Below are 22,894 nucleotides of genomic sequence, written 5' to 3' on the forward strand. Positions count from 1 at the left end.
AACCACCCCAAGCACGGCAACGGCTGGAAAGACCACAGCAGCGGCGAGGGCGGTACCTGCATCGACCTGGTGATGTACGCCATGGGCCTGACGGTTTCCGAATCCATGAAGTGGTTGCACGAGGCGTATGCCATCCCGTTCGATCGACAGGACGGCCAGGCGCAGCCGCAGAAGCCGAAAACCCTGGTGGACCATATCGCCGCCCGCTGTATCGGCGCCCGCGACCAGGTACGCAGCTACCTGGCAGGCCGCGGCATCACCGAGGCGGCGATCGCTGCCGCGCTCAAGGCCAACACCGTGGGTTTCAACGAGTGGGTCAGCCCCAAGGTGCCGGAAGGGGAAGTAGGCCACGGCGGCCCGGCCGCGGCGTTCATCGTGTATGCGCCCGGCACCCGCGACGTACTCGGCGTCGACATGCGCTTCTTCGATCCGGCCATCAATGGCGACGTGAAAACCCAGAGCCAGGGCGAGAAGGACGGCTACGGCTGGACGTCGGACTGGCGCCGACTGGAGCGGGCGCGCCGCGTGTATATCGTGGAAAGCGCGATCAATGCGCTGTCGATCGACAGTTGCGAGCTGCCCGGCGCCGCCGCCTTTGCCCTGCGCGGCCTGACCAACGTTCAATCGATTGAATGGACGTTCCTGAAAGGCAAGCAGGTTCTCATCTGCCTGGACAACGACGAGCCGTTCGAACCTGGTCACCGGCGCGCCGGCGAGCGGCCGGGCCCGAACGCCGCTTGGGCACTGTATGAAGTCCTGACCGCGCAGAACATCAGCGCGCAGCTGGTGGACCAATCCGGCTGGCTGAAGGAGCTGGATCACGAGGATTCCCCCAGCATCAACGACGTAAACGACTACCTGCAGGAGCACGGCGTGGATCTGCTCCGGAATGCCCTGGAAAAGACCGAGGAATGGCTGATTGCCGGCCTGGCCGGCGACGCCAAGCGCAAAGGCAAGCCGCGGGTGTATCTCCCCTCCCACGACTATTCGCAATACTGGAAATACCGCGTGCGGCCGGACTTCACCCGTTACATCACGAAGATGGACAAGAACAGGGAAACCGACGAGGACAAGCCGGACTACACCGACCTGTGCGGTTTCCGCGTCGCGTCGCTGACCAGGGTATCGGTGGCCAGCTCGGCGTCGACCATGACCGGCGACACCGACCACGCGCCGACGGTCTATTTTTCCGCCACGGTGCAAACGGCACGCCACGGCTACCAGCTGACCCGCAAGGTATTCACCGACGACCAGCTGCACAACGTCCAGCAGTGGAGCAAGTTCGGCCCCATCTGGGCACCACAGCAGTTTTCCCGCATGGTCAACATCCTGGAGCGTACTGCCGACCTGGGCGCGCGCACGGTGGCCAACTTCGTCGGCCTGGCGTGGCTCAACGGCCAACTGGCGATCAACGAGGGACCGGACTGCTATTTCACCGATGCGGAGAAGCAGTGCCCGTATCACAACCTCACGTTTCCATCGGGCCCCGTACAGGATGCTGCGCGCGTGATCCGCGCCTACCAAGGCACCTTCCTGAAGAATGCAGCCGCGATTCCCCTGGTCTGGGCACTGGGCGGACACCTGAAGGCCCTGCTGGGCTTCTGGCCGCACATGACCATCCAGGCCGGCAAGAGCGCGGGCAAGTCGACCATCATCAAGCGCCTTGAGCGCACCATCGCCTTTACGATGTTTTCGGGGCAGTCCCTGCAGACCGAATTCCGCCTGATGACCAGCATTGCCCACACCAGCCATCCGGTGGGCTGGGAAGAGCTGAGCGCCCGACGCCAGGACGTGATCGACAAGGCGGTCGGCATCCTGCAGGAAAACTACCAGTACACCATTACCCGCCGCGGCACCGACATGACGGAATTCCTGCTGTCGGCCCCGGTGCTGCTGGCCGGCGAGGACGTGCCTGTACGCAGCCTGACCGGCAAGATCGTGCGTTCCGACCTGACCGGCAAGAAGGGCGCGTTGATGCCGGCCGATCTGCCACGCTTCCCGGTGCGCCAATGGCTGACCTACTTGACCGACCTGAACAAGATGGACGTGCTGGCCAAGTACGAAGAACTGCGCGATCACCTGCTGGCCCGCAGCCGTGCGAGCGGCGCGAGCCAGAACGACGACGGCGCCGGCCGCATGGCCAGCAACTATGCCGCCGTGCTGCTCGCTTGGCGATACCTGGCAGACTTTGCCGGGATGGACTACACCGAAGGCAATTTCGGTACCGACCTGGTGGCGGAGATGAACGCCCACATTGCCGAAACGAGCCAGGACCGTGCTCCATGGGTCTGGATCATGGAAACGTTCCTTTCCGAACTCGACGCCGGCCGCTTCGCGCACCCCAACAAGTTCGACATCGTGGACGGCAAGCGCTGTCTCCTGGTCCGCACCAGCCACATCATGGATCACCTGGCGCACTCCCCCTACCTGCGCGAGAAATGGAACGGCTCGCCGGTCAAGTCCGCCACCGTGTTCAAGCGGCAGCTGGCGGAAGCCGGCGTCATCGAGGGCAAGAAGGACGTCGAGCGCACCATCCGTGGCAACCGCGCCACGCACCTGACGCCGTTGTCGCTCGATGCACTGGAGACATTCGGCCTGGCCGCGGTGGAACGCGACGACCTGCACGAGAATCCGCGGAGTCGCCCGTGACGGTCACCAGTTGCATCGCCTGCAAAAATTTCACGGTCACGCCGCGGTCAGACCGCAAGGATCTGGATGCGTCTTACCGTGCCCGCGGCATGGGCCGGTGCAAGATTGATTCGCTGTCTGCGCGCTGGATCCGGGCCGAGGCGCCGCGCGAGTGCGGCAGCCTGGTACCGATCGACACACAGCAGATCGAGGCGCGCCGGCGCCACCTGGCAACACACCAGGCGTAAAAAAAGCCACCGACTGGTGGCCTTTCCGTTTCTGCTGTCGTTCCCTTCCTACTCGCGCGCTCGCTTCCTTTCGGAAGCCACCCAATCCTGCATCGCCAACCCCAGCGCAGCAGCCCGGCTGAGTCCACGCCCTTGAGCTGTTTTGTCGAAATCGGCAAGAATCTGAGGATCGACGGTTACGGTGATTGGCTCTTTGCGCTTGCGCAAGGTCCGGGGCACATCTCCACTCACCGTCAACTGGGGCGCAGGCTCAGTGGCGGGTACCACGGCGACAGTCGTAGCGGCTACAGGTTGAGCATCAGGAGCTCCAGCGATGAAGCGCTGGACTTCCGCTTCGCTAGGCTGCGGACGGGCGGGTTTCGGTACGATCTTAGTATTCATGATGTGTTTGGTACGTTATCTTGATGTATTGACTAAATCATTATGCTGTAATGTTGCCGTAATTCTGCAATAGCAGCTGGACCAGCGCGTCAACCTCTTCGCGTGCCTTTCCGTCGACAGGTTTGTACTCGCTGACATTCCTTCCGCTCGCACTGGCGCGCTCGATCGCCTTCCGGTTGCCCAGCCTCACCCCGGCCACCTTGAAGCCGTACCCTTCGATTGCCGCGATTGTTGCCTCGTTGTCCGAGCCTTGGCCAGGCGGATCGGCCATGTTCAGGAACGGCACGACCTGGACGTCACGAAGTTCCTGGGCCTCCTTTACCAGCTCGACCATGTTCTCGTAGGCCCATAGATCGAAGGAGCGGGGAGCGAATGGCACGATCAGGACATCAGCCACCGACAAGGCAGCGCGCAGCGCGCCAGAGTCCCGGGCCCCCACGTCGATGATCGTGTGCCGGTACTTCGGCGCCTGCAAGCGCACCTGGGCGCGCAAGGTCGCGCCGTCCGAGAGCTCCACGGCCGGGATGCCGGGTAGGCCTGCAGCTGAACGCATCGACAGCGCGAGAAGCGCTGACGTCTGTTTCTTGTCGCCGTCAACCACCCATGGATCCTGTCCAGCCAAGGCAAAGCCGGTCGAGACCTGCACTGTCGTGGTCGATTTACCCACGCCGCCCTTGGTGTTCGCTATGCAAAAAATCGTCATATCATTCCTACATTAAGTTAATGCTCATTATATTGTAAATATATATCATCCATGCATCAAGCCTACATCAGTCCTACATTACATTATTTCCTCTAGTTCGCTTAGGCTAGCGAAGCTGGCCAGCGTCTCCATCACAGCGCGCTCAGCATCCAATGCCTTATGTACAGCATCGCGGACGTGCACGACGTTGCCCCGTGTGCCGTCGCCGTTTCGCACCGTGGAAGCCAGCCGGTCGGCATCGAGCCTAGTGAAGCTGCGCGCCAGATGCGGCGCGCATCGTCGGACAGCTGTCACATATCCGTCCTCGTCGACGTCGAACGTTACCGGGATCCCGTCGCACTCGACCAGGTACGGTGCCACGAGCGTCATCCGGTCCAGGCGAGCCAGTGCCATTTCATAAGCCCGCACAGCTTCCGTCGCCGTCAACATCATTGTCTTCATAGTTCCTCCGAAACCTGCCTTACACAGCCGCATGCATGATTAAAGTGCGTATGCATCACATCTACATCAACTTGATGCATCTACAAAATCAATAATACATCAAGTTAATGTATACATCAACTTGATGTATAAAAATTCTCGGAATTCCGATCTGGCCAAGCAGCTGCAGCTGCAGTCGCTCACAGGGGCCAATCCCTGACCACCACAGAACGGCACACGCAGCGCAAAAAATCCGTGGATCTAAGGCGTTTTTCTTGCTAAGTCCTTGATTTCTTAGCAAATACCATCCACGAACTACCCCTCAAAATCCACGAAATCACCGTATCAATCCACATATCGATCTTTCGGCTCCACCCGTCCCCGCCGCCGCCTATACCTCTCTCTCTCGTAAATTATTGAAAAGAAAGAAGAAATAGAACATTGAGAAAAGGCAGGGCAGGGCACGCAATCCACATGGAGACTCCGGTTTTCCACCGATTTTTTACCTGCCTAATTTTTCATCCACGGATTCCACCACCTTCCACACGCCGATTTGTGGATGCTTTTACGAAAAAACTAACTAAAGAATCAATGACTTACAGCGCCGTAGGATTCAATCCACTAATCCACAAACTTTTTTGCCTGTGGCCCTGCTGGAGACTTGCTTCTCCCAGCCTTGGGGTTGCCGCTGCAGGAATACCCCTCTGTGTGCATCAGATCGCATGAAGCGCAACGGCATCAAACCGCTCTAACCCGCACCAGCAGCCGGTGACAGCCGCCATCCGGTGGTGCATCAAAAGCAGCGTCCTAAGAGAAGCCCGGAGGCGGGAGGGGCCTCCGACAGCCGACCCCTGAGAGGGGTGCCGTCGTGCGACCACCCATGAGACGGCCTACGAGGCTGCAGGAGACGCGAGAAGGGGGAGATAGAGGCTGCGGCTTCCCGCATCAATCTGGAGGCCTGTGATGCGTTCTGGTGGCTTGACGAGGTGGTATGTGATCTCCCATACCTGATATGCTGGATTTTTGTACAGTACTGCGTGAGGTATTGAATGTTCGGCACCAGCCACTCCCTGGGCGGCGGTGCGCCGGCGACAGAGCGCACGCTCGGATTGCCGGTCGCCGTGATCCATTTACGACGCGATGGCCAGCGCATCAGCGGGAGTGAATTCAAGGCAGCAGTACCGCTGATCGGACGCCTGCTACTGGGTCCAACCAGCCGACACCAGAGCGGTGGTGGCTCATCGCATATGGCCGACCTTATGAGACCTGGTGCGCTGGAACTGGGATCACTTTGCAAACCACTGTTCAATCCAGTTATTGAACGAGCTGACCAGCAGGGATTCATACTGAGCGGGTACGAGATCCAGTCAACGGCGGACGGACAGAAGACACACCTCGACCAGGTGTGGCTGGTGCGACCGCTGACGGCTACGGATCCATTCGACGTTCCGCCGTCCCGGGCCTGAACGCAGAGCCAACGTGACACCTGCCGCGCGGGCATTCCCGCTTGGCTCCGGCCGAATTTCCTTCGGAAATCAAGCACCCCGCTACCGCGGGGCGTCGGTCCGGCCGGTTACTTTTTGAAAAGCAGACAAACAAAAAACGGAAAGCCAACCCGGCCGGCACCCGCCGGCGGCAGGAATCACTCCCGAGATGGCCAGTTCACAACGGATCGAAGCACCCTACTGCCTGGTGGCGGGGGTACTGAAACGATGTATGACGTGGACGAGCTGGCCGCCGCCCTCCCGATAGGGGGCGGGGTTTCGGGCCAGCGGTACAGGAGGGCAGGTGCCCGCAGCCCCGTAGGGGTGAGCCGGTAGCCCCCCGCCGTGGTAGCGGTGCGCGTAGCGCAGGGGCGTATCCCGGCGAAGGCTCTGGCCGATTCCCGGAACAGCTGTGCGGCGCGCTCTTCAGTTTATGACCTTGTGCGCCGCGAAGCGGGGCAGTCATTTTTCGTAGTCCTACGCACTGTTGTGCATAACCTATGCATTTTGGTGCGTAGAGCTATGAAATTGGCTGCGTAGATTCCTTTCAAATTCGCGGCCGCCCTAAGTGACGCTTCGCGTAAAAAAAACCCAACCCCTACGAAGGGGAGGGCGCGCCCTCCCTAGCCCCTCCGCTTATAAGAAAGAGAAGGAATCGGCCGCTAGGCCGCATGGATACGTCATGTCACCGAAAGAAAATGGAGCATGACCGAAAATTTCACGCACAATTCGGAAAGAATAAGACCTTAATTTTTCGCTTCATGCGTAGGGCGTACCGCACTCGACCGAAGAAATAAGCCCTTAACTTTTCGGATGTTGCATGTTACGATCCGCTCATCAGCGAAAAAATAAGGGGAAAAAGATGGCACAAAAGAGAGAACATAACGTTTCAGGCGCGCGCACTGGGCCAAGCCTGAAGAGCTTGACCTACTCGGCAGACCACAATCCGCTCTTGGAGCAAAACGCTATCGAGATCAAGAAACGCAAGGTACAAACAGGGATTCGTGAGGAGTTTACCGGCGACGGCGGTACACGTATTTCAGCCATCCACGAGATCATCGAGAAGGACGAAACCGAGTTTGTGAAGGTGTTTGCGGATGGGGTGAAAGCGGCGTTTGGCTTGAGCCGCACGGCATATCGGGTGTTTCAGCTTGTGCTCCAGAAGTACCAGGATGAGCCGATGGTAGGTGGCTACGCTGATTCCGTGTACCTCGCCTGGTTTAATGGCGGCCTGTCTGGCGTCGATGTGGGCATGACGGACAGGACGTTCCAGACAGGCCTACGCGAGCTGCTGAGCAAGAATTTTTTGGCCCCCCGCCAGCCGAATGTGTTCTGGGTCAACCCCAGCCTCTTTTTCAAAGGCAACCGCGTGCTGTTCGTACGCGAATACGTCAAGCGCGAATCAGCGCAGCAGAAGAAACGCGCTGCCCTTGAGCAGGCTGGGCAGCAACTGCTCATCGAGTAAGGGCCTTAGCTTTTTCTCGATGGCAGCTCGTACGGCGTGAAGCGCACTACCTCTTCCCCGATCCAGTCGTTCAGCTGCCGGAACTTGTCTTGCAGCGGCTGCACCTCATTGCGGCCGAACACCTCGGCGGCCGTGTCCGCGGCGCCGAATCCCCCCGTGTTGCTCGGCACCACGCCCAGCAACTGGGGCGGCACGCGGTGCGCCGCCAGCATGTCGTCGCGCGTCACGTTCTTGATGTTGAAGAACTCGTCCTTGGCGGTCACCTCGCTGACCGGCAGCAGCTGGATGCCGTCCTTCTTGCCGTTCGGTGCATACATGAACAGGTTCCGGAAGTTGCCCGGTCCCTTGCTGCTTTTCAACGCCTGGCGCAGCGCGTCGACGTCGGCCTCGTTATGGGCCGGATCCGTCATGTACAGGATGAATCCGGCGTGGCTGCCGTTCTCGTAATACCGGCGCCGGAATAGCGTGGCCGACTCGTTCAGCCAGGCCGAGTGCAGCGCGCCCATGTATTCCGGCAGGCCGTACAGCTCCTGGTTGATATCGGCCTCCATCAGGTGGAAAATGCTGCCCCGCTTGAATTCGTGTTCGCCGCCGGCGCCGTCGATGAACCAGTGCTGGCCCTCTTCCACGCCGCACCTGGTGTACTTGGCCAGGGACGGCAGCAGCTTCAGTGGCCTGCCCAGCGCGTTGTCCTGCCGCTCCAGGTAACCGTTGCCGAACACGAGATAGTCGAGGGCCACGCGGCCGAACGCCTCACGCGACAGCAGCTTGTGCGGCTTGAACGTCGACATGAGCACATTGCGCTTGAACTGCAGGGCGGAACCATGATGGGTGCCGGCCCTGTAGGTCTTGGCCAGGCCTTCCCAACTGACCGGCGGCTCATACCAGCGGCCGTTGGACAGCGACTGCGCATATTCCAGGATGCTGGCCTTGTCCATGACTGGCATCGGGTCGCCAAAGGTGAAGGCCTCGATACGGCCCGGGCTGCCCGCGGCAGCGCCGGCGCCGGCCTGGCCGGCTGCAGCCGGGCGTGGGGTATATTTTTTCTTGGTCATGATGAGAACTCCAGAATGCTGCGATTCGTTGATGTGGTGCCTTCCAGGGGCTCGTTGCCCATGGCATGCAGGCAGGCCCATGCCAGATCGGCGTGGCCGGTCTCCTGGCTGTAGCCGGCCGTGAATGTGAGCTGGCGGCCGCTGGCGGTCGTGGTCTTGCGGATGGCCATGAAGGCCTGGGCCAGATCCGTCCAGCCGGCGTCGAATTCCAGGCGGCCGCCGCCGATGACGGACAGGCCCTTGAGCACCAGGCGGGCCTTCACTTCCGGCGAGTAGTGCAGGGCCACGGCGCCCGGGTAGAACTTGCTCACGAGCTCGTAGACGCCGGCGCCGATGCCGGTCGTGTCGATCGCCATGTAGGCGACCGTGTACCGCTCCGTGATCCCCTTGATGGCCCGGGCCTGGGCCTCGAAATCCATGCCGCGCCACTGCTGCCGCTCCAGCACACGGAACTTGCCGCCCGGGGCTACCGGCGGCGCTAGGACGACCAGGCCGGCCGAGTCGCCCGATAGCGCCGGGTCATAGCCGACCCAGACGGGCCGGTAGCCGTACGGCCGTATAGCGAAGTGCTTGACGTCGCTCCACTCGTCCAGCATGTCGATCATGCAGCGCTGGATATCCGCAAACGAGAAGATCGAGGCCGAGTCATCGATGAACTGGCACATCAGCAGGTTCGCGTATTCCTCCGGGCTGTATTCCAGGCGCAGCTCGTCCAGGTCGAACAGGTTGCAGCCGGATTGCACCGCATCCTCGACCGTGACGATCTGGCGCCACTGGCGGTCTTCGCACAGCCGCCCTTCAGCCAGGGCGGCGTGGCTGATATCGAGGTTGATGTGGTCGGCCTTCGCGCGGCCGCGGTTCGCATGCTTGCCGTTCCAGAACGAATACGCGCTGTGACTCATGCTCGACGGCGTGGAGAAGTAAGTCTTCCGCCAGTTCTTGTGCATGGCCATACCGCTGGCCACCTTGTTCAGCTCGGGGAACTTCGGCACCCAGAAATATTCATCGAAGTAGAAATTCCCGTGATAGGACTGCGCCGTGCGCGCGTTCGTGCCGAGGAAGTACAGCGTGGCGCCGTTGGGCAACACCATCGGATCGCCCTTCAGCTCGACGCCGCAGGTCTCCGCCGCGAACTGGCATATGTACTGCTTGAAGACGTTGGCCTGGGCCCGGCTCGCGGACAGGAAGATCTGGTTGCGGCCGGTCTCCAGCGCATCGAGCAGCGCTTCGCGCGCGAAGTACCAGGTAGCGCCGATCTGGCGGGACTTGAGCAGGTTGCGGGTCCGCTGGAAGCCCTGCCGGTACCAGACCTTCTGATAGCCGAACAGCGAATCAAGGAACGCCTCGCGGATCTGGTCGACCTGATCTTCCGTGAACTCGTTGGCCGTCGACTTCCGCGGCGCGGCGTTGCGCGCCTTGATGTTCGGATTGAGGTCTGCTTCCTTCCCGGTCTCGTCGTACTTGCCCACGCGCGCCGTGCGCTCGATCTGCCGCATGAGCAGATCGATTTCCTTGAAATCCTTGCCTTCCTTTTCGTCCTTGGCCACCAGGGCGCACACGCGCATCTCGATGTTCAGCTCGATCCGCTCGCGCGCTGTGGCCTTGTCCCACTCGTCCCGCTGCTTCCAGGCCTCGACGGTGGGCCGTTTGATGCCCAGCTTGCGTGCGATCGCGGACACACGCCAGCCCTGGAAATACAGGGCACGTGCGGCGCGGCGTGGGTCGAAGTCGGATTGTTCTTCCTGTTCTTCCTGATCGGGGATGGCGTTTTCGAGCATGGACGAAGTTTGCGGACTCGCGCGCGTGAAGGCATCTGGATGGGCCTGTACCCGCTGCGGGCACAGGGCCCAATCGTTGAGCTGCCGGGCGCAAACCAGCAACATCACTCTCGTCAACACCCTTTAACTCGCTGGAGAAAAAATGCATCGCAAACGCACTATCTCGCTGGCCGTGGCCGCCCTGGGCGCCCTGCTGTCGATCGACGCGCACGCCGCCACCGCGACGGCGCAAGCCCTGGCCACCCCGGAAGGCGCTGCGCTCGGCATCAGCGCCGCACTCGGCCTGGGCGCCTTCGGCACCACGGCCGCCCACGCTGGCCAGAAATCGCGGTTCTTCCGCATCGCCCTGGAAGGCGCAACCACCGATGGCCGCGTGATCGAGCGCGAATGGCTGGAGCAGATGGCCGCCAACTACAACCCGAACACCTACGGCGCGCGCCTCAACCTGGAGCATGTGCGCGGCATCGATCCGGAGGGTATGTTCAAGGCCTACGGCGACGTGCTGGCCCTGGAAACCCGCGAGGAAGAGGGCGGCAAGCTGGGCCTGTATGCGCAGATCGAGCCCACGGCCGACCTGATCGCCCTGAACAAGAAACGCCAGAAGCTGTACACGTCGTGCGAGATCAACCCAGCCTTCAGCGACACCGGCGAAGCCTACTTGGTCGGCCTGGCCGTCACCGACAACCCGGCTAGCCTGGGCACGGAAATGCTGCAGTTCTCAGCGCAGAACCCGGCCGTATTCAAGGGACGCAAGCAGGCGCCGGACAACCTGTACACGGCAGCCACCGAAGCCGACCTGGAAATGGAACCGGCCAAGACGCCCGCCGTCACGCTGCTGAGCAAAATCACCGGCATGCTGAAGGGCACCCAGAAAGATGCCAGCCAGCGTTTTGCTGACGTGTCGTCCGCAGTCGAAACGGTGGCCGAGCACGTCCGCGAGACGGACGAGAAGGTAGACGCCACCGTCATCGACCTGGCACAGCTGCGCGCTGACTTCACCGCCCTGACAGAACAGCTGTCGGCCACGCCGGCACAACCACCACGCCCGGCCGCCAAAGGCGGCGCCGGCACCATCACCACCGATTGCTAAACCAGCAAAACAAGGAAAGACATGCGTAACGATACCCGCCTGAAATTTAACGCCTACATGGCTGCCATCCAGCAGCTGAACGGCGTACCGGATGCCACCAAGAAATTCGCGGTGACGCCCTCCGTGCAGCAAAAGCTGGAAACCCGGATCCAGGAATCCAGTGCGTTCCTGCAGAAGGTCAACATGGTCATCGTCGACGAACAGAGCGGCGAGAAGCTGGGCCTGGGCGTCAACAGCACGATCGCCGGCACCACGGATACGTCGCTGAAAGACCGCGAGCCGACCGACCCGACCGACCTGGTCGGCAACCGCTACGAATGCACGCAAACGAACTTCGACACGGCACTGCGCTACACCAAGATCGACACCTGGGCGAAATTCCCTGACTTCCAGACCCGGATCCGTGATGTGCTGGTAAAGCAGCAGGCACTGGACCGCATCATGATCGGCTGGAACGGCACCTCGCGCGCCGCCACGTCGAACCGTGCCACCAACCCGCTGCTGCAGGACGTGAACAAGGGCTGGCTGCAGAAGTACCGCGAAGATGCGGCGGCGCGCGTGATGAAGCAGGGTGCTACTGCCAACCAGATCCGTGTGGGCGTGGCTGCAGGCCACGATTACGTCAACCTCGACGCCCTGGTGATGGACGCGGCCAGCAACCTGATCGCGCCGCAGTTCCGCGATGACACCGAGCTGGTGGTGATCTGCAACCAGACGCTGCTCGATGACAAGTACTTCCCGCTCGTGAACCGGGAACAGCCCAACAGCGAAATGACCGCGGCCGACGTCATCATGTCGCAGAAGCGCATCGGCGGCCGCGCAGCCGTGGCCGTGCCCTACTTCCCGGAAGGCGCACTGCTGATCACGCGGCTGGACAACCTGTCGATCTATATCCAGGACGGTGCCCGCCGGCGTTCGGTGCAGGACAACCCAAAGCGCGACCGTGTCGAGAACTACGAATCGAGCAACGACGCGTACGTGATCGAGAGCTACGAAGGCGGTTGCTTCGTGGAAAACATCAAGCTGACCTGGTAAGCCATGACGAGCCCCGCACGACGTCACTATCAGCAAGTCAGTGCCGCACTGGCGGCGGCCGCGGCTGCGCCAGGCGAATCAATGGAAGGCGCCGGCCCGTACGACCTGATGCTGGCCAAGCTCCACCAGGACAAGCACCGCCTCAAGCTGGTCCAGTCGATCGAGCGCAAGGCGGACACCAAGCGCGAGATCCTGCCGGACTACGCCGACTATGTCGCCGGCGTGCTGGCCGGCGGCCGCGGCGCACAGGATGACGTGCTGCTGGCCGTCATGATCTGGCGCCTCGATGCCGGCGACTACCCGGGCTGTCTGGATATCGCTGACTACGCCCTGGCGAACAACTGGAAGATGCCGGACCAGTTCAGCCGCACCCTGGCCACCGTGGTGGCCGAGGATTTCGCGGAAGCCGCCCTGATCGTTCTCAAGGCCGAGCAGTTCGACCCGCAGCTGCTGCAGCGCGTCGCCGCGCTGACCGACCAGCACGACATGCCCGACCAGGTGCGCGCCAAGCTGTACAAGGCGATCGGCTATGCACTCCAGGCCGACCCGGCCGAAGCCCTGCCGTACCTGGAACGCGCCCTGCAGCTGTTCGATCGCATCGGCGTGAAGAAAGACATTGAACGGCTGCAGAAGCAGCTGGGCAATCCCGCCGGCGGTGATTCCGCCGGCACGTAAAGAGCCCCTCGGCCCGGGCGGCGCCGGCTGACGATGGTGAAGCGAATGCTGAAACCGTCCGACGCCGGCCCACCGCCCACTTACCGGATACACATACATGAGTTTCATTGCCACCGCCGGCGCGGCACCGGCGACACCGCCCAGCAGCAACACCGTGACCAACGACGGCTTCTTCCCGGATATCGATCTGGAGCGCGTGCGCGGCGCCGTGCGGCTCGATGGCACGGTGACCGCCCAGCGCCTGCGCGAAGCCGTGGTAATCGCCGTGATCGCCCTGAACGATGAATTCGCCGAGTGGAAGGCTGCCCGCCAGCTGGCCGGCGTCGCTTCCCTCTCCGAGCTGGAACCGAAGATCGACGGCGAAGGCCGGCAGCTCACGCTCTACCTGGCAGCCGTGCACCGCACCGTGCGGGCCGACCTGACCGAGAAGTACCGCGGCTTCGATTCCACGAAGTCCGGTCTCGATGCAGCCGAATGCGCCGACCAGGTGGCCGACGACGAACGCGGTGCCGCGCGCCGTGCGGTGCGCGCGTTCCTGGGCCTGAGCAACACCACGGTCGAGCTGATCTGATGCGCGTGACGGCACAACAGGGCGACACGGTGGATCTGCTGTGCTGGCGGCATTACGGCGTGACGCAAGGCATGGTGGAACTGGTCCTGGAACAGAACCCCGGCCTGGCCGACTACGGCGTGACCCTGCCGCACGGCCTTGAAGTCGAGATGCCCGAAGCGCCGAAACAGAAAACCCAATCCCCGCTGCTGCAGCTGTGGGACTAACAAGGAGCCAATCGTGGCCGAACCCATTCCTTCTACCGTCGCCGTCGCCGTCACTGGCGTGGGCCTGGCCTCGATCCTGCCAGGCGTTGACGGTAACGCCCTCATCGGTGCCTTCGCCGGCGCCACGCTGCTGGTGGTCAGCAGCAAGGACCTGACGCTGGCCACCCGCCTGGCGTACCTGGTCATTTCGATGATCGCCGGCTACCAGGCCGCGCCGGACGTCGTTGCCTGGCTGCCGATCCGGTCCACCGGCATGGCTGCTTTCTTCGCGGCCGCGTGTGCGATCGCCATTGCCCTGCAGCTGATCGAGCGCGTGAAAACCGCTGACCTGCTGTCGTTCTTCAGAAAAAAAGGAGGCTGACGTGGTGCCCAACCCCGCCGCCGCCATCGCCCTGATGGCCTATTTCGTGGCGATCGGTGCGTTGCTGCTGTACCGCAAGGACGGCGCGCGCCATCGCCAACACGTTTCGTTGATGGCCTGGGGGGTCCTTGTGATCCTGGGCGGATCCGCGATCGAGCTGATGCTCAACAGTAAGGGCGTGAGCCTGTTTGAAGCCGGCCGCGCTGCGCTGCTGGCCATGTTTATCGTTTTGTCGCGTGGCAACGTCGCGCGTCTTCTGTGGAGTGAAAAATGACCCCTGTACTGAAAGCCGGCGACCACGGCACCAACGTGGGCACGCTGCAGCAGCGGCTGAAGGCCGCCGGCTACCTGGTCAACCAGACCAACGTGTATGACGAGGCGACCGAGCGCGCCGTGATGGGCCTGCAGCGCGCCAACGGCCTGGTGATCGACGGCATCTATGGCCAGAAGAGTTTCATGGCCCTGGTAGGCGCCTGCCAGCCCAAGCACCTGGGCGCGCAGGACCTGCAGGCGGCCGCCGATCGCCTTGGCCTGCCGCTGGCCACCGTGCGTGCCGTGAACGAGGTGGAGTCCCGCGGCCAGGGCTTCCTGCCTGACGGCCGCCCGGTGATCCTGTTCGAACGGCACGTGTTTTACAAACGGCTGCAGGAGCACGGCGTGGACCCGGCGCCGATCGCGCTGCAGTCGCCAACGATCTGCGCGCAGCAGGTAGGCGGCTACCAGGGCGGCGCCGGCGAGTACATCCGACTGGAGATCGCCAAACACACGCACATCGCGGCTGCATACGAGGCGGCCAGCTGGGGCGCATTCCAGATCATGGGCTACTACTGGAAGATGCTGGGCTACGCCAGCGTGCAGGATTTCGTGTACAGCATGCAGCGGGACGAGGCTGGCCAGCTCGATGCATTCGTGCGCTTTGTCGAGCACGAGGCGCCGATGCTGGCCGCGCTGAAGGCAAAGAAGTGGGCGGCGTTCGCCAAGCTGTACAACGGCCCGGCTTTCGCACGCAACCTGTACGACGCCAAGCTGGCAGCTGCCTACGCGAAATATGCAGAGCTCGACGAGGTGGCGGCGTGATCGCCATGCTCGAGCGGATCCTGGTCGCCATCATCGTGTTCCTCATCGCCTACCTGTACGTCGATCACCTGCAGAACAAAGCCGCCACCGCCGAGCGCGTGGCGGAGCAGGCCGAGAGCACCATCACCGAGCGCAACCAGACCATCATTGCCTTGGGCGACGTGGCCAAACAGAAGGGGGAACAGGCCGCGCGGCTACAGGGCGAGCGCGACGCAATCCGTTCCCAGCTGGGCAACCGTGAAATTGAAATGAGGAAACTCCAAAATGAAAACGTCGAAGTGCGCGCCTGGGCTGCTGCTGCTGTCCCTGAGCCTGTTGCAGGGCTGCGGGACCACCCAACCCTTACCGGCGCCGCGGCTTACCGTGAATTCCTGTCCAAGAGTGCAGCCCTGCCAGCTGCCGGCGGCGCGGGTGAGAAGTAACGGCGACATGAACATGGCGCTCGATCGCGCCGAGGGCGCGTGGGCGGAATGCGCGGCCGTGGTCGACATGATCGCGGCATGCCAAGCGAAGGCGGACCAGTGAAGAAGCCCGCGAGCCTGCGCCAGGCCGTCACCGCGGCCATCCCGACACTGGCCAACGATCCGGACAAGCTGCTGGTCTTCGTGGACAAGGGCCGCGCCGTCAGCACCGGTGCCCCGGGCAAGTCGTTTCAGTACGGCTACACCCTGAACCTGATTCTGACCGACTGGAGCGGCGACCCGGATCACCTCCTGTTCGCCATCCTGGAATGGTGCCGTGTCAACGAATCGGATCTGCTGGAGAATCCGGAGAAGCAGGCCCGCGGCGTGCGCTTCGAAGTCGACGTGCTGAACCACGAGACCTATGACGTTTCGGTCGAACTGGAGCTGTCCGAGCGCGTCATCGTGTCGATCGACGCCGGCGGGCAGCCGACATTCAGCCACCCGGCCGAACCGGTGCCGGAATGGACCCGCCTGGGTGGGCTGATCTGATGGACAACCTGGAAGCCCTGGAACAGTGGGCCGGCGCCGCACTGGCCCGGCTGGAGCCGGCCGAGCGCCGGAAGATCGCCATGGACGTGGGCCGCGAGCTGCGCCGCAACCAGCAACGCCGCATCGCTTCCCAACGGAACCCGGACGGCAGCCCGTACGACCCGCGCAAGCCGCGCCAGGTGCAGCAGGTACGGCAGGGCGGCCAGCTGCGCGAGCGACGCGGCCGGATCAAACGCCAGGCCATGTTCGTGAAGCTGCGCACCGCGCGCATGATGAAGGTGGAAACGGATAGCGCCGGCGTCACCATCGGATTTGCCGGCCGCGTGGCCCGCATTGCACGGGTCCACCAGGAGGGGGAAGAATCGGAGGTAGAGCCCGGGCGAAACAAGTACCGCTACCCGATCCGCCAGTTGCTGGGCCTCGACCAGGCCGGCCGTGACATGATCCGCGACCGGCTCCTGGAACACCTGGCTCGCTGAATTTTCAACGCCATCCCCGTCCACGGGCAACCAGCTGCCCGGTTACGCCGCCTTCACATCGATCTTGCACAGCGACATATCGAACGTGACGGCGGCGCCGGCCGACCACGACGCGAGGCCAGTGAGGGCATAAAGGTTTGTCGGCGCCGTTGCCAGCGTGACAGCAGGCGTGCGCAAGAACAGCTCAACATCCTCGCGTGGCTGGTAGAGGCTGTTCGTCTCGACTTCGGACATAGCGCTCACGGCTGCCGAACCTGCGCCCCCGGCCAGCGTGATCATCAGGTAGTGACGTGGCATTTTCACGACGCCCCCCGCGGCGCCTGTGGTCTTCACGGTTGTCTCGCTATAGACGCGCATGTTGTTTTTCACGCGGGCGCCGTTGATGTTGGCGGAAAGCCAGCGCGCACCGTCCCCGTTCGCCGTTGGCGTGTACGTCACGCGGTTGATCTTGCCCATGCCATCGGCACGATCGACCACACTGAACACGGCGCCGGAATTGTTCTCCTTGAAGCCGGCATAGCCGGCGCCCACCTGGCTACCGGCATAGGGCACATCGACCGCGCCTGCCGCGAACGGCGCGCTATCGAGCACGTTCGTGTTGAGCGCACTTGCGCCGTACGTTTCAAGGACCGACGTCACGCGCGTGTCGACGAGTGGAATGCCCGCCGTCGCGGCAATGCCGACTTTTGCGATCTCGTCGGCACCATACGCGCACGGGTGCAGGTTATCCGTAGCGAGCATGTACTGCCGCGCCGCGCCGGTCGCTGTGGCGGTCGGGTCGACCAGAGCGCGGTAAATATCCACGAGGTCGAGGCCAGGTGTATCGCGCACGAATTTTCGGATGCCCTGGTTGAGCTGTGAAATGACGAGCGCGCGGGCCGCGGTGTTGTTCGCCCCATAAAGCGGCATCTCGCAAAACAGAAAAACTCGTTTGCCGCTGGCCTTCAACGCAAGTGCGGTCGTCTTCAGATTGGCCAGGATCTCGGCGGCCGGGCGCGGTATGACGTTCATGATGTCATTGATACCCGCCCACAAGAACGCGACCTCGGCCTTCGATGCCGTCGCCTCCGCCAGGCGTGTCGTTGCGATCTCGTCCGTTCCGCGACCCACCGAGGCGACGATATCCACCAGGTCGAATTTCTGCATCGCCCTGGCGTTCATGCGGACGAACCAGCCGTTTGAGGCGTAGTGCGCTTGGTTCATGACGTGTGGCGTGCCCGGGGGCGTGTACTCTGCAAAATCAGGCCCCGGTGCCTCAAAACGCCAGGTCGAGCCGGCACCGTCCAGAATGAAACGCTTGCCGCGCACGTCCTCCGGCACATTTTCGACCTGAACCGGGCAGGTCTTCCACAGGTACGGGAAAGGCGCATCTAGCGCAGACCCGATGAATTTGACGGTGACGATGCCGGCCGTGCGAGAAATACTCGCGATGTAGTGCAGGACGTAGTTTTGCGCCGTGCGGGAATCCCCACGAGCAGTGCAGTGACACCAGTAGCGGCCTTGCCCGATACGGTTGCACGGCTCAGCCGGCGGGAATTGATAACTGCGCCCATTATTGTCCCCCGGCCGTTACAGACAATTTCGCCGCGCCCGCTGACTTCGCTTTGATCATCACATCGGACCAGCCGATACAGTTGAGCATCATGAAGCAGGCACTGCCTGCCGGGGTGGAATTAATGTCCGTGCCCGTATCGCTTCGGCCATACCCGTCCAGCTGGTCAGCTGTCAGTTGAATCCAGCGTGCCCGCGTATCGCCACGTACCCATACTTCTACGCCGGTGAGCGCCGCGATCGTTACGTCCAGGCTGACCGTAATAAATTTGATCGGGGTGATATCGAAGGTAGCCACCACTGCTGCTGCAGCGCCGGCTACCAGCGTGGCCGTGACTGGATCGACCTGCTGGTAGACCGCGCTGTACGAAAGCCGTTGAAATTTTGTGTTTGCCATTGCGGCCTCCTGTTACGCAGCCAGCTGCGCCGGCACGTCGGCCAGGCGCTGGCTGGCCAGCTGGTGATAAACCGGGTTCTTTTCGGATCCCGTCCAGTTCAAGCCTGCTTCCTTCGCAGCCAGCAGGAACGTGCCGCAGCCGGCGAAGAAGTCGGCCAGCGTGCCGCCCGGCGGCACCAGGCGCACGATCTGCCGCGCCACGTCGATCGGCTTTTCGGTCAGATGCTGCTTTTGCGTGGAGAGCCGCGACGCGAACACGCCGCCCAGATACACCTCGTGCGGCAGCATCTTGCCCTTGCTGGCCCACACGATGAACTCGGCCTGCTGGCCGAAGCCGCCCTTGCGCGGCCGGAAGCGGCCGGCCATCTTGTCCCACACCGCAATACCGCGCAGCGTGAAGCCTGCGGCCTGCACAACGTCGGTCAGCGTGGGCAGCTGTCGCCAATCGATGAAGCACACGACCAAGCCACCCGGCTTCAAGGCCCGTTCGGCTTCGGTCAGCCAGGCATGGCACCAGAAGGACCACGAGCGCTGGTCCATGTTGTCGCAGGCGAAGTCCTGGTATTTCGTCTTCGTACTGGTCTGGATGTACTTGGTGGTGGTGTCCTTGGCGCGATCGCCCACGTGCAGGCCGCCCGACGAATAGGGCGGATCGGTCAGCAGCATGTCGATCGACTCGGGCTCCAGCTGGCGGGCCAAGTCGAGCGCATCGATCTGCAGCAGCTTGTTGAGGTATGCCGGTACTGCCGGCTGTTCAGGGTGATTCACGTTTCTCCGTCCATTGAATGCGCGCGCATGCACGCGATGGAAGCATTCTCGGCAATGCGGCCGCCGGCGGATATCGGAGAGCCCTGTACCCGCAGCGGGCACAGGCGCCGCTTGATGCGTCGCGCGCGTGTGGCCGGCAACATGGCGGCATGGACACAACTCAACTTCTCAGACTGCTGCTGAACCTGGTGCGCAAGGGCACGATCCTGCAGGTCAACCACGACCTGGGGAAGTGCCGCGTGGCCACGGGCGAGCTGCAAACGAACTGGATCCCCTGGCTGGCGATCGCCGGCGATACACGCGAGTGGGAACCGCCGACCGCCGGGGAGCAGGTCCTGTTGCTGTGCCCTGGCGGGGAACCGGCGGATGGTGTCGCGCTGCGCGGGCTTTATGCCAATGACCGCCCGGCGCCCAGCACATCGCCAAGCGCACATGTGCGCGCCTACCCCGACGGTGCCGTGCTGTCCTACGACCACGCCGCGCAGCTGTTGTCTGTCCTGCTGCCGGCCGCTGCCATGGTCAACCTGGTCGCGGCATCGGCAGTTCGCGTGAAGTCCGCTGTGTTGAGTGTGGACGGCAGCGCACGGACTACCGGCAACCTTCATGCCGGCACCGGCGCTAGTGGCAGTTTCACTACCCCTACCGGGCAAGTGGTCACCGTCGCGGACGGGATCATCACAAATATTTTTTGAGGTCAGCCATGCAACCGCAAGGATCCGCAATTTTCAACAAGCAATATGTCAAAGCGCTCACGCAGCGCATCAACAATGCGACCGATTGCCACGAACTGCAGGAAGTTACCAACGATGCGATCGCATCGATCCAGGCGCAAAGCGATGCCATCACGGCGCAGCTGGCTGCCCTGCAGCCCATGCTCGCGCTACTGAAGCCGCCCACCAGCCTGAATGCCATCATTTCTTGGCTGTCGAACTTCATCACGTCGTTCCTGACGCCCTACATGAAGCCATACGTCACCTATGCCGCACAGGCAGCTGAAATGGTCGCCGCCATGGCGGAACTGACAGCCGCGATTCAGGAGGCCGCCGGAAAGATCAAGACGTGCACGATCGAGATCCCGGCTGTTTCCCTGCCTGATGTCTCGACCGTGGAGCCAGCGCCGTGATCGGGATGAACGCTACTACCGGGCGCTCCCTCGCCGGCGTGCCGCACCTGAGCCAGTCGATCAGCAAGATCCTGACCACGCCGCTGTACTCGCGCGTGAACCGGCGCCTGTTCGGTGGTGAATTGATCGACTTGGTCGATGCTCCGAACAACGCGGCTACCCGGGTACGGCTGTATGCCGCCGTGGCCACGGCCCTGATGCGGCACGAGCCACGCCTGCGCCTGTCGCGCGTGAGCCTGAGCACCGACCCCGACGACGCGGGCAAGACCGTGATCGAGGTGGAGGGCACCACCACTATTTCGCGTGACGCGGTCGTCGCGCGCGTGAGCCTGACACCTGGAACCTGATATGACCACAACTGCCATCGATCTTTCCCAGCTGCCGTTCCCCGGCGTGGTGGAAGTCATCGACTCGACCACCCTGTATGCCGAGCGCAAGGCCGCCCTGGTTGCCCTGTCTCCAGCCGACCAGAAGGCCGATATCGCCGCCGCTCTGGAACTCGATTCTGAACCGATGGCCATGCTGCTGCAGGAGAGTGCCTACCGTGAAGTGGGCGTGCTCCAGCGCGTGAACGATGCCGCCCGCGCCGTGATGCTGGTCTACGCGCAAAAAAGCGACCTCGACCAGGTCGCAGCACGGGTGAACGTCCAGCGCCTGGTCATCACGCCGGCCGACGAGCCAAACGGCATCGCCGCAGTGATGGAATCGGATGCAGATCTGCGCCGGCGCGCACTGCTGGCCCCGCTGGGGTATTCCGTGGCCGGTCCGACCGGGGCCTACCTGTTCCATGCCCTGACGGCCGACAGCGCGGTGCTCGACGTCGCAGCGCAGAGCCCAGCGCCGTGCGAAGTGCTGGTCACCGTGCTTTCGCGCAACGGCACCGGCATCGCGCCGGCCGAGCTTCTGGGCAAGGTCGATGCCGCGTTGACCGCGGAAACCGTGCGGCCGCTGACCGATCTCGTCACCGTGCAGTCGGCCAGCATCGTCCCGTACCGCATCGAGGCCAAGCTGTTCATGTTTCCCGGCCCTGATGCATCGGTGGTGGTTGCCGAGGCCCGCGCCAAGCTCGATGCCTACGTGGCCGCCTGCCACGGGATCCGGCGTGTGGTCGCACTGTCCGGCATCGATGGGGCATTGCACGTCAGCGGCGTGGAGCGGGTCGACCTGGTCGAACCCGCAGCCGACGTGATCACAGCCGCCACCGAGGCGCCGCACTGCGTCGAAATCGTTTTGACAGTGGCGTGAAATGACGAACCTGCTTCCACCGAATAGCACACAGCTCGAGCGCAACATCGCCGCGGTCAACGCCCGCCTGGGCGATGTGCCCACGCCGCTGCGCGACCTGGTGAACCCGGACACCTGCCCGGAAAAGCTACTGCCCTGGCTGGCCGCCGAACTGGCGGTGTCTCCCTGGAACGACCAGTGGACCGAGATGCAAAAGCGGGGCGTGATCGCCAGTGCCTACCAGGTGCATCGCCAGCGCGGCACCCTGGCCGCCCTCAAGGCCGCACTGTCCGCCCTGGGCATTGCCGCCGAGGTGGAGGAATGGTGGCAGGAACAGCCCCGGGCCCAGCCAGGTACCTTCCGCGTCGACGTCGAAACGTATGACGGCATGACCGTGACCTGGCTCGATGCATTGAACAGCCAGATCGACGCCGTGAAGCCACTGCGGGCGCATTACACCGTGCGCCTGATCGCCCGGCCCGTGACGCGCGTGTACATCGGCATGGCACATAACACCCTCATCACCACAACCATTTATCCGAAAGCAACATGACGACCTTTTTCTCTGTCCCTACTCTGGTCGGCCTGGCGGAACTCGCCGGCGCGATCCGGGACGGCATGACCGTGCCCTTTACGCACCTGGCCATCGGCGACGGCGGCGGCAACCCGGTGGATCCCACCGGGCGAACTGGCCTGGTGCGCGAGGTCGACCGCGTACAGGTGGCGTCGATCAAGAAGCATCCCGCCGAGCCTACCTGGCTGGTGGTGGAAGCCGCCATTCCCGAAGACCGGGGCGGCTACTGGATCCGCGAACTGGCGTTGATCGGCGGCCGCGCCGGCGGCAAGGTGATGTCCGTGAGTAACTACCCAGCGGTCGAACGCCCTGCACCTGGTGCCGGCGCCGTGACGGGCATGGTCCTGCGCATGGTGGTCGCGTTCGTCGACGCCGCGGCGGTAAGCGTGCTGGTGGATCCGCAGGCCTACGCCACACTGCAGGCCGTCCTCGACCAGATCGGCATCCACGAGGGCAAAGCGGATCCACACCCGCAATACACCACACCAGGCGAAGCCGCGACTGTTGCAGCGACTGCAGTTGGCATGCACCAGGCCGAAGCTGATCCGCATCCCCAATATGCGAGGGTTGGCCGCCTGCTGACGGCCGACGTTCTCAAGGCATTGCGTGGTGCGCGAGCATTCCGCTTTTTCAATTCAGCAAGTTAAG

Annotated in this window: 28 protein-coding genes; 21 read left to right on the forward strand and 7 right to left on the reverse strand. The window is 63.0% G+C overall.

The window, feature by feature from the left end; translation table 11 throughout:
• Window positions 1-2,649: toprim domain-containing protein (locus GJV26_RS00005; protein ID WP_155706521.1), on the forward strand; the 2,649-nt coding region annotated here is incomplete at its 5' end.
• Window positions 2,646-2,876, forward strand: coding sequence for a hypothetical protein (locus GJV26_RS00010; protein WP_155706523.1), 231 nt, complete (start codon window positions 2,646-2,648; stop codon window positions 2,874-2,876). The genes GJV26_RS00005 and GJV26_RS00010, both read left to right, overlap by 4 nt.
• Window positions 2,877-3,297: 421 nt before the next feature.
• On the opposite strand, the gene GJV26_RS00015 is transcribed toward GJV26_RS00010, so the two are convergent.
• Window positions 3,298-3,960: an AAA family ATPase gene (locus GJV26_RS00015; protein WP_155706525.1), complete on the reverse strand. Its 663-nt coding sequence runs from the start codon at window positions 3,958-3,960 to the stop codon at window positions 3,298-3,300.
• Between the two features lie 78 nt (window positions 3,961-4,038).
• Window positions 4,039-4,401, reverse strand: a complete 363-nt coding sequence (locus GJV26_RS00020) for a hypothetical protein (protein ID WP_155706527.1) — start codon at window positions 4,399-4,401, stop codon at window positions 4,039-4,041.
• 1,028 nt (window positions 4,402-5,429) lie between these two features.
• On the opposite strand from GJV26_RS00020, the gene GJV26_RS00025 reads away from it, so the two are divergent.
• Together GJV26_RS00025 and GJV26_RS00030 are read left to right on the forward strand one after the other, a co-directional pair.
• Window positions 5,430-5,846, forward strand: a complete 417-nt coding sequence (locus GJV26_RS00025) for a hypothetical protein (protein ID WP_155706529.1) — start codon at window positions 5,430-5,432, stop codon at window positions 5,844-5,846.
• Between the two features lie 880 nt (window positions 5,847-6,726).
• The gene (locus GJV26_RS00030) at window positions 6,727-7,329 is read left to right on the forward strand and encodes a hypothetical protein (protein WP_155706531.1); all 603 of its coding nucleotides are present in this window, start codon (window positions 6,727-6,729) and stop codon (window positions 7,327-7,329) included.
• A gap of 5 nt (window positions 7,330-7,334) precedes the next feature.
• Here GJV26_RS00030 and GJV26_RS00035 read toward each other — a convergent pair whose 3' ends face one another.
• The gene (locus GJV26_RS00035; RefSeq protein WP_155706533.1) at window positions 7,335-8,384 is read right to left on the reverse strand and encodes a phage portal protein; all 1,050 of its coding nucleotides are present in this window, start codon (window positions 8,382-8,384) and stop codon (window positions 7,335-7,337) included.
• Window positions 8,381-10,162 carry a terminase ATPase subunit family protein gene (locus GJV26_RS00040; protein WP_155706535.1) on the reverse strand — a complete coding sequence of 594 codons (1,782 nt, stop codon included), beginning with the start codon at window positions 10,160-10,162 and terminating at the stop codon, window positions 8,381-8,383. Before GJV26_RS00040 ends, GJV26_RS00035 begins: the two co-directional genes overlap by 4 nt.
• 142 nt (window positions 10,163-10,304) lie before the next feature.
• On the opposite strand from GJV26_RS00040, the gene GJV26_RS00045 reads away from it, so the two are divergent.
• The 11 genes from GJV26_RS00045 (at window position 10,305) to GJV26_RS00095 (ending at window position 16,609) form a co-directional block, all read left to right on the forward strand.
• Complete coding sequence (locus tag GJV26_RS00045) at window positions 10,305-11,252, forward strand: GPO family capsid scaffolding protein (RefSeq protein WP_155706537.1); 948 nt, start codon at window positions 10,305-10,307, stop codon at window positions 11,250-11,252.
• Window positions 11,253-11,273: 21 nt separating this feature from the next.
• A complete protein-coding gene (locus tag GJV26_RS00050; protein ID WP_155706539.1) occupies window positions 11,274-12,287 on the forward strand; it encodes a phage major capsid protein, P2 family in 1,014 nt (337 codons plus the stop codon).
• A 3-nt stretch (window positions 12,288-12,290) separates the two neighbouring features.
• Entirely contained in the window at window positions 12,291-12,962 is a 672-nt protein-coding gene (gene gpM / locus GJV26_RS00055) for a phage terminase small subunit (protein ID WP_155706541.1), read from the forward strand.
• A gap of 97 nt (window positions 12,963-13,059) precedes the next feature.
• Window positions 13,060-13,533: a head completion/stabilization protein gene (locus GJV26_RS00060; protein WP_155706543.1), complete on the forward strand. Its 474-nt coding sequence runs from the start codon at window positions 13,060-13,062 to the stop codon at window positions 13,531-13,533.
• Entirely contained in the window at window positions 13,533-13,739 is a 207-nt protein-coding gene (locus tag GJV26_RS00065) for a tail protein X (protein WP_155706545.1), read from the forward strand. Before GJV26_RS00060 ends, GJV26_RS00065 begins: the two co-directional genes overlap by 1 nt.
• A gap of 13 nt (window positions 13,740-13,752) precedes the next feature.
• Window positions 13,753-14,100 carry a putative holin gene (locus tag GJV26_RS00070; RefSeq protein WP_189442213.1) on the forward strand — a complete coding sequence of 116 codons (348 nt, stop codon included), beginning with the start codon at window positions 13,753-13,755 and terminating at the stop codon, window positions 14,098-14,100.
• Window position 14,101: 1 nt separating this feature from the next.
• The gene (locus GJV26_RS00075; protein ID WP_229427988.1) at window positions 14,102-14,374 is read left to right on the forward strand and encodes a phage holin family protein; all 273 of its coding nucleotides are present in this window, start codon (window positions 14,102-14,104) and stop codon (window positions 14,372-14,374) included.
• Complete coding sequence (locus GJV26_RS00080) at window positions 14,371-15,177, forward strand: N-acetylmuramidase domain-containing protein (protein ID WP_155706549.1); 807 nt, start codon at window positions 14,371-14,373, stop codon at window positions 15,175-15,177. Before GJV26_RS00075 ends, GJV26_RS00080 begins: the two co-directional genes overlap by 4 nt.
• A gap of 264 nt (window positions 15,178-15,441) precedes the next feature.
• On the forward strand, window positions 15,442-15,702 hold the full coding sequence (gene lysC, locus GJV26_RS00085; protein ID WP_155706551.1) for an Rz1-like lysis system protein LysC: 261 nt from the start codon (window positions 15,442-15,444) through the stop codon (window positions 15,700-15,702).
• On the forward strand, window positions 15,699-16,130 hold the full coding sequence (locus GJV26_RS00090) for a phage tail protein (protein ID WP_173346093.1): 432 nt from the start codon (window positions 15,699-15,701) through the stop codon (window positions 16,128-16,130). The genes lysC and GJV26_RS00090 overlap by 4 nt, the downstream gene beginning before the upstream one ends.
• Window positions 16,127-16,609 (forward strand): phage virion morphogenesis protein, encoded by a 483-nt coding sequence (locus GJV26_RS00095; RefSeq protein WP_155706613.1) that lies wholly within the window; start codon window positions 16,127-16,129, stop codon window positions 16,607-16,609. Before GJV26_RS00090 ends, GJV26_RS00095 begins: the two co-directional genes overlap by 4 nt.
• 42 nt (window positions 16,610-16,651) lie before the next feature.
• Here GJV26_RS00095 and GJV26_RS00100 read toward each other — a convergent pair whose 3' ends face one another.
• From GJV26_RS00100 to GJV26_RS00110, 3 genes are all read right to left on the reverse strand, one after another.
• Entirely contained in the window at window positions 16,652-17,917 is a 1,266-nt protein-coding gene (locus GJV26_RS00100; RefSeq protein ID WP_155706555.1) for an SGNH/GDSL hydrolase family protein, read from the reverse strand.
• A 244-nt stretch (window positions 17,918-18,161) separates the two neighbouring features.
• Entirely contained in the window at window positions 18,162-18,557 is a 396-nt protein-coding gene (locus GJV26_RS00105) for a hypothetical protein (RefSeq protein ID WP_155706557.1), read from the reverse strand.
• Between the two features lie 12 nt (window positions 18,558-18,569).
• Window positions 18,570-19,325, reverse strand: coding sequence for a DNA-methyltransferase (locus GJV26_RS00110; RefSeq protein WP_229427987.1), 756 nt, complete (start codon window positions 19,323-19,325; stop codon window positions 18,570-18,572).
• A 149-nt stretch (window positions 19,326-19,474) separates the two neighbouring features.
• Here GJV26_RS00110 and GJV26_RS00115 point away from each other — a divergent pair, with 149 nt between their 5' ends.
• Genes GJV26_RS00115 through GJV26_RS00140 form a run of 6 tightly spaced genes read left to right on the forward strand, consistent with a single transcriptional unit; the run spans window position 19,475 to window position 22,893 of the window.
• Window positions 19,475-20,017, forward strand: a complete 543-nt coding sequence (locus GJV26_RS00115) for a phage baseplate assembly protein V (RefSeq protein ID WP_155706559.1) — start codon at window positions 19,475-19,477, stop codon at window positions 20,015-20,017.
• Between the two features lie 8 nt (window positions 20,018-20,025).
• Complete coding sequence (locus GJV26_RS00120) at window positions 20,026-20,448, forward strand: hypothetical protein (RefSeq protein WP_155706561.1); 423 nt, start codon at window positions 20,026-20,028, stop codon at window positions 20,446-20,448.
• Entirely contained in the window at window positions 20,445-20,795 is a 351-nt protein-coding gene (locus GJV26_RS00125) for a GPW/gp25 family protein (protein WP_189442210.1), read from the forward strand. The genes GJV26_RS00120 and GJV26_RS00125 overlap by 4 nt, the downstream gene beginning before the upstream one ends.
• Window position 20,796: 1 nt before the next feature.
• Entirely contained in the window at window positions 20,797-21,693 is an 897-nt protein-coding gene (locus tag GJV26_RS00130) for a baseplate assembly protein (RefSeq protein ID WP_155706565.1), read from the forward strand.
• A gap of 1 nt (window position 21,694) precedes the next feature.
• On the forward strand, window positions 21,695-22,225 hold the full coding sequence (locus tag GJV26_RS00135) for a phage tail protein I (RefSeq protein WP_155706566.1): 531 nt from the start codon (window positions 21,695-21,697) through the stop codon (window positions 22,223-22,225).
• Window positions 22,222-22,893 carry a phage tail protein gene (locus GJV26_RS00140; RefSeq protein WP_155706568.1) on the forward strand — a complete coding sequence of 224 codons (672 nt, stop codon included), beginning with the start codon at window positions 22,222-22,224 and terminating at the stop codon, window positions 22,891-22,893. Before GJV26_RS00135 ends, GJV26_RS00140 begins: the two co-directional genes overlap by 4 nt.
• Window position 22,894 lies beyond the last annotated feature (1 nt).

The sequence above is a fragment of the Pseudoduganella dura genome, from assembly GCF_009727155.1.
Classification (GTDB): Bacteria; Pseudomonadota; Gammaproteobacteria; order Burkholderiales; family Burkholderiaceae_D; genus Rugamonas; species Rugamonas dura.

Bases quoted from the DNA above. Each gene is read 5' to 3' on its own strand.
- GJV26_RS00025 (WP_155706529.1), top strand. From the start codon at position 5,430: ATGTTCGGCACCAGCCACTCCCTGGGCGGCGGTGCGCCGGCGACAGAG.
- GJV26_RS00050 (WP_155706539.1), top strand. From the start codon at position 11,274: ATGCGTAACGATACCCGCCTGAAATTTAACGCCTACATGGCTGCCATC.
- GJV26_RS00040 (WP_155706535.1), bottom strand. From the start codon at position 10,162: ATGCTCGAAAACGCCATCCCCGATCAGGAAGAACAGGAAGAACAATCC.
- GJV26_RS00140 (WP_155706568.1), top strand. From the start codon at position 22,222: ATGACGACCTTTTTCTCTGTCCCTACTCTGGTCGGCCTGGCGGAACTC.
- GJV26_RS00105 (WP_155706557.1), bottom strand. From the start codon at position 18,557: ATGGCAAACACAAAATTTCAACGGCTTTCGTACAGCGCGGTCTACCAG.
- lysC (WP_155706551.1), top strand. From the start codon at position 15,442: ATGAAAACGTCGAAGTGCGCGCCTGGGCTGCTGCTGCTGTCCCTGAGC.
- GJV26_RS00080 (WP_155706549.1), top strand. From the start codon at position 14,371: ATGACCCCTGTACTGAAAGCCGGCGACCACGGCACCAACGTGGGCACG.
- GJV26_RS00130 (WP_155706565.1), top strand. From the start codon at position 20,797: ATGACCACAACTGCCATCGATCTTTCCCAGCTGCCGTTCCCCGGCGTG.
- GJV26_RS00020 (WP_155706527.1), bottom strand. From the start codon at position 4,401: ATGAAGACAATGATGTTGACGGCGACGGAAGCTGTGCGGGCTTATGAA.
- GJV26_RS00060 (WP_155706543.1), top strand. From the start codon at position 13,060: ATGAGTTTCATTGCCACCGCCGGCGCGGCACCGGCGACACCGCCCAGC.
- GJV26_RS00065 (WP_155706545.1), top strand. From the start codon at position 13,533: ATGCGCGTGACGGCACAACAGGGCGACACGGTGGATCTGCTGTGCTGG.
- GJV26_RS00030 (WP_155706531.1), top strand. From the start codon at position 6,727: ATGGCACAAAAGAGAGAACATAACGTTTCAGGCGCGCGCACTGGGCCA.
- GJV26_RS00045 (WP_155706537.1), top strand. From the start codon at position 10,305: ATGCATCGCAAACGCACTATCTCGCTGGCCGTGGCCGCCCTGGGCGCC.
- GJV26_RS00115 (WP_155706559.1), top strand. From the start codon at position 19,475: ATGGACACAACTCAACTTCTCAGACTGCTGCTGAACCTGGTGCGCAAG.
- GJV26_RS00015 (WP_155706525.1), bottom strand. From the start codon at position 3,960: ATGACGATTTTTTGCATAGCGAACACCAAGGGCGGCGTGGGTAAATCG.
- GJV26_RS00135 (WP_155706566.1), top strand. From the start codon at position 21,695: ATGACGAACCTGCTTCCACCGAATAGCACACAGCTCGAGCGCAACATC.
- gpM (WP_155706541.1), top strand. From the start codon at position 12,291: ATGACGAGCCCCGCACGACGTCACTATCAGCAAGTCAGTGCCGCACTG.
- GJV26_RS00035 (WP_155706533.1), bottom strand. From the start codon at position 8,384: ATGACCAAGAAAAAATATACCCCACGCCCGGCTGCAGCCGGCCAGGCC.
- GJV26_RS00120 (WP_155706561.1), top strand. From the start codon at position 20,026: ATGCAACCGCAAGGATCCGCAATTTTCAACAAGCAATATGTCAAAGCG.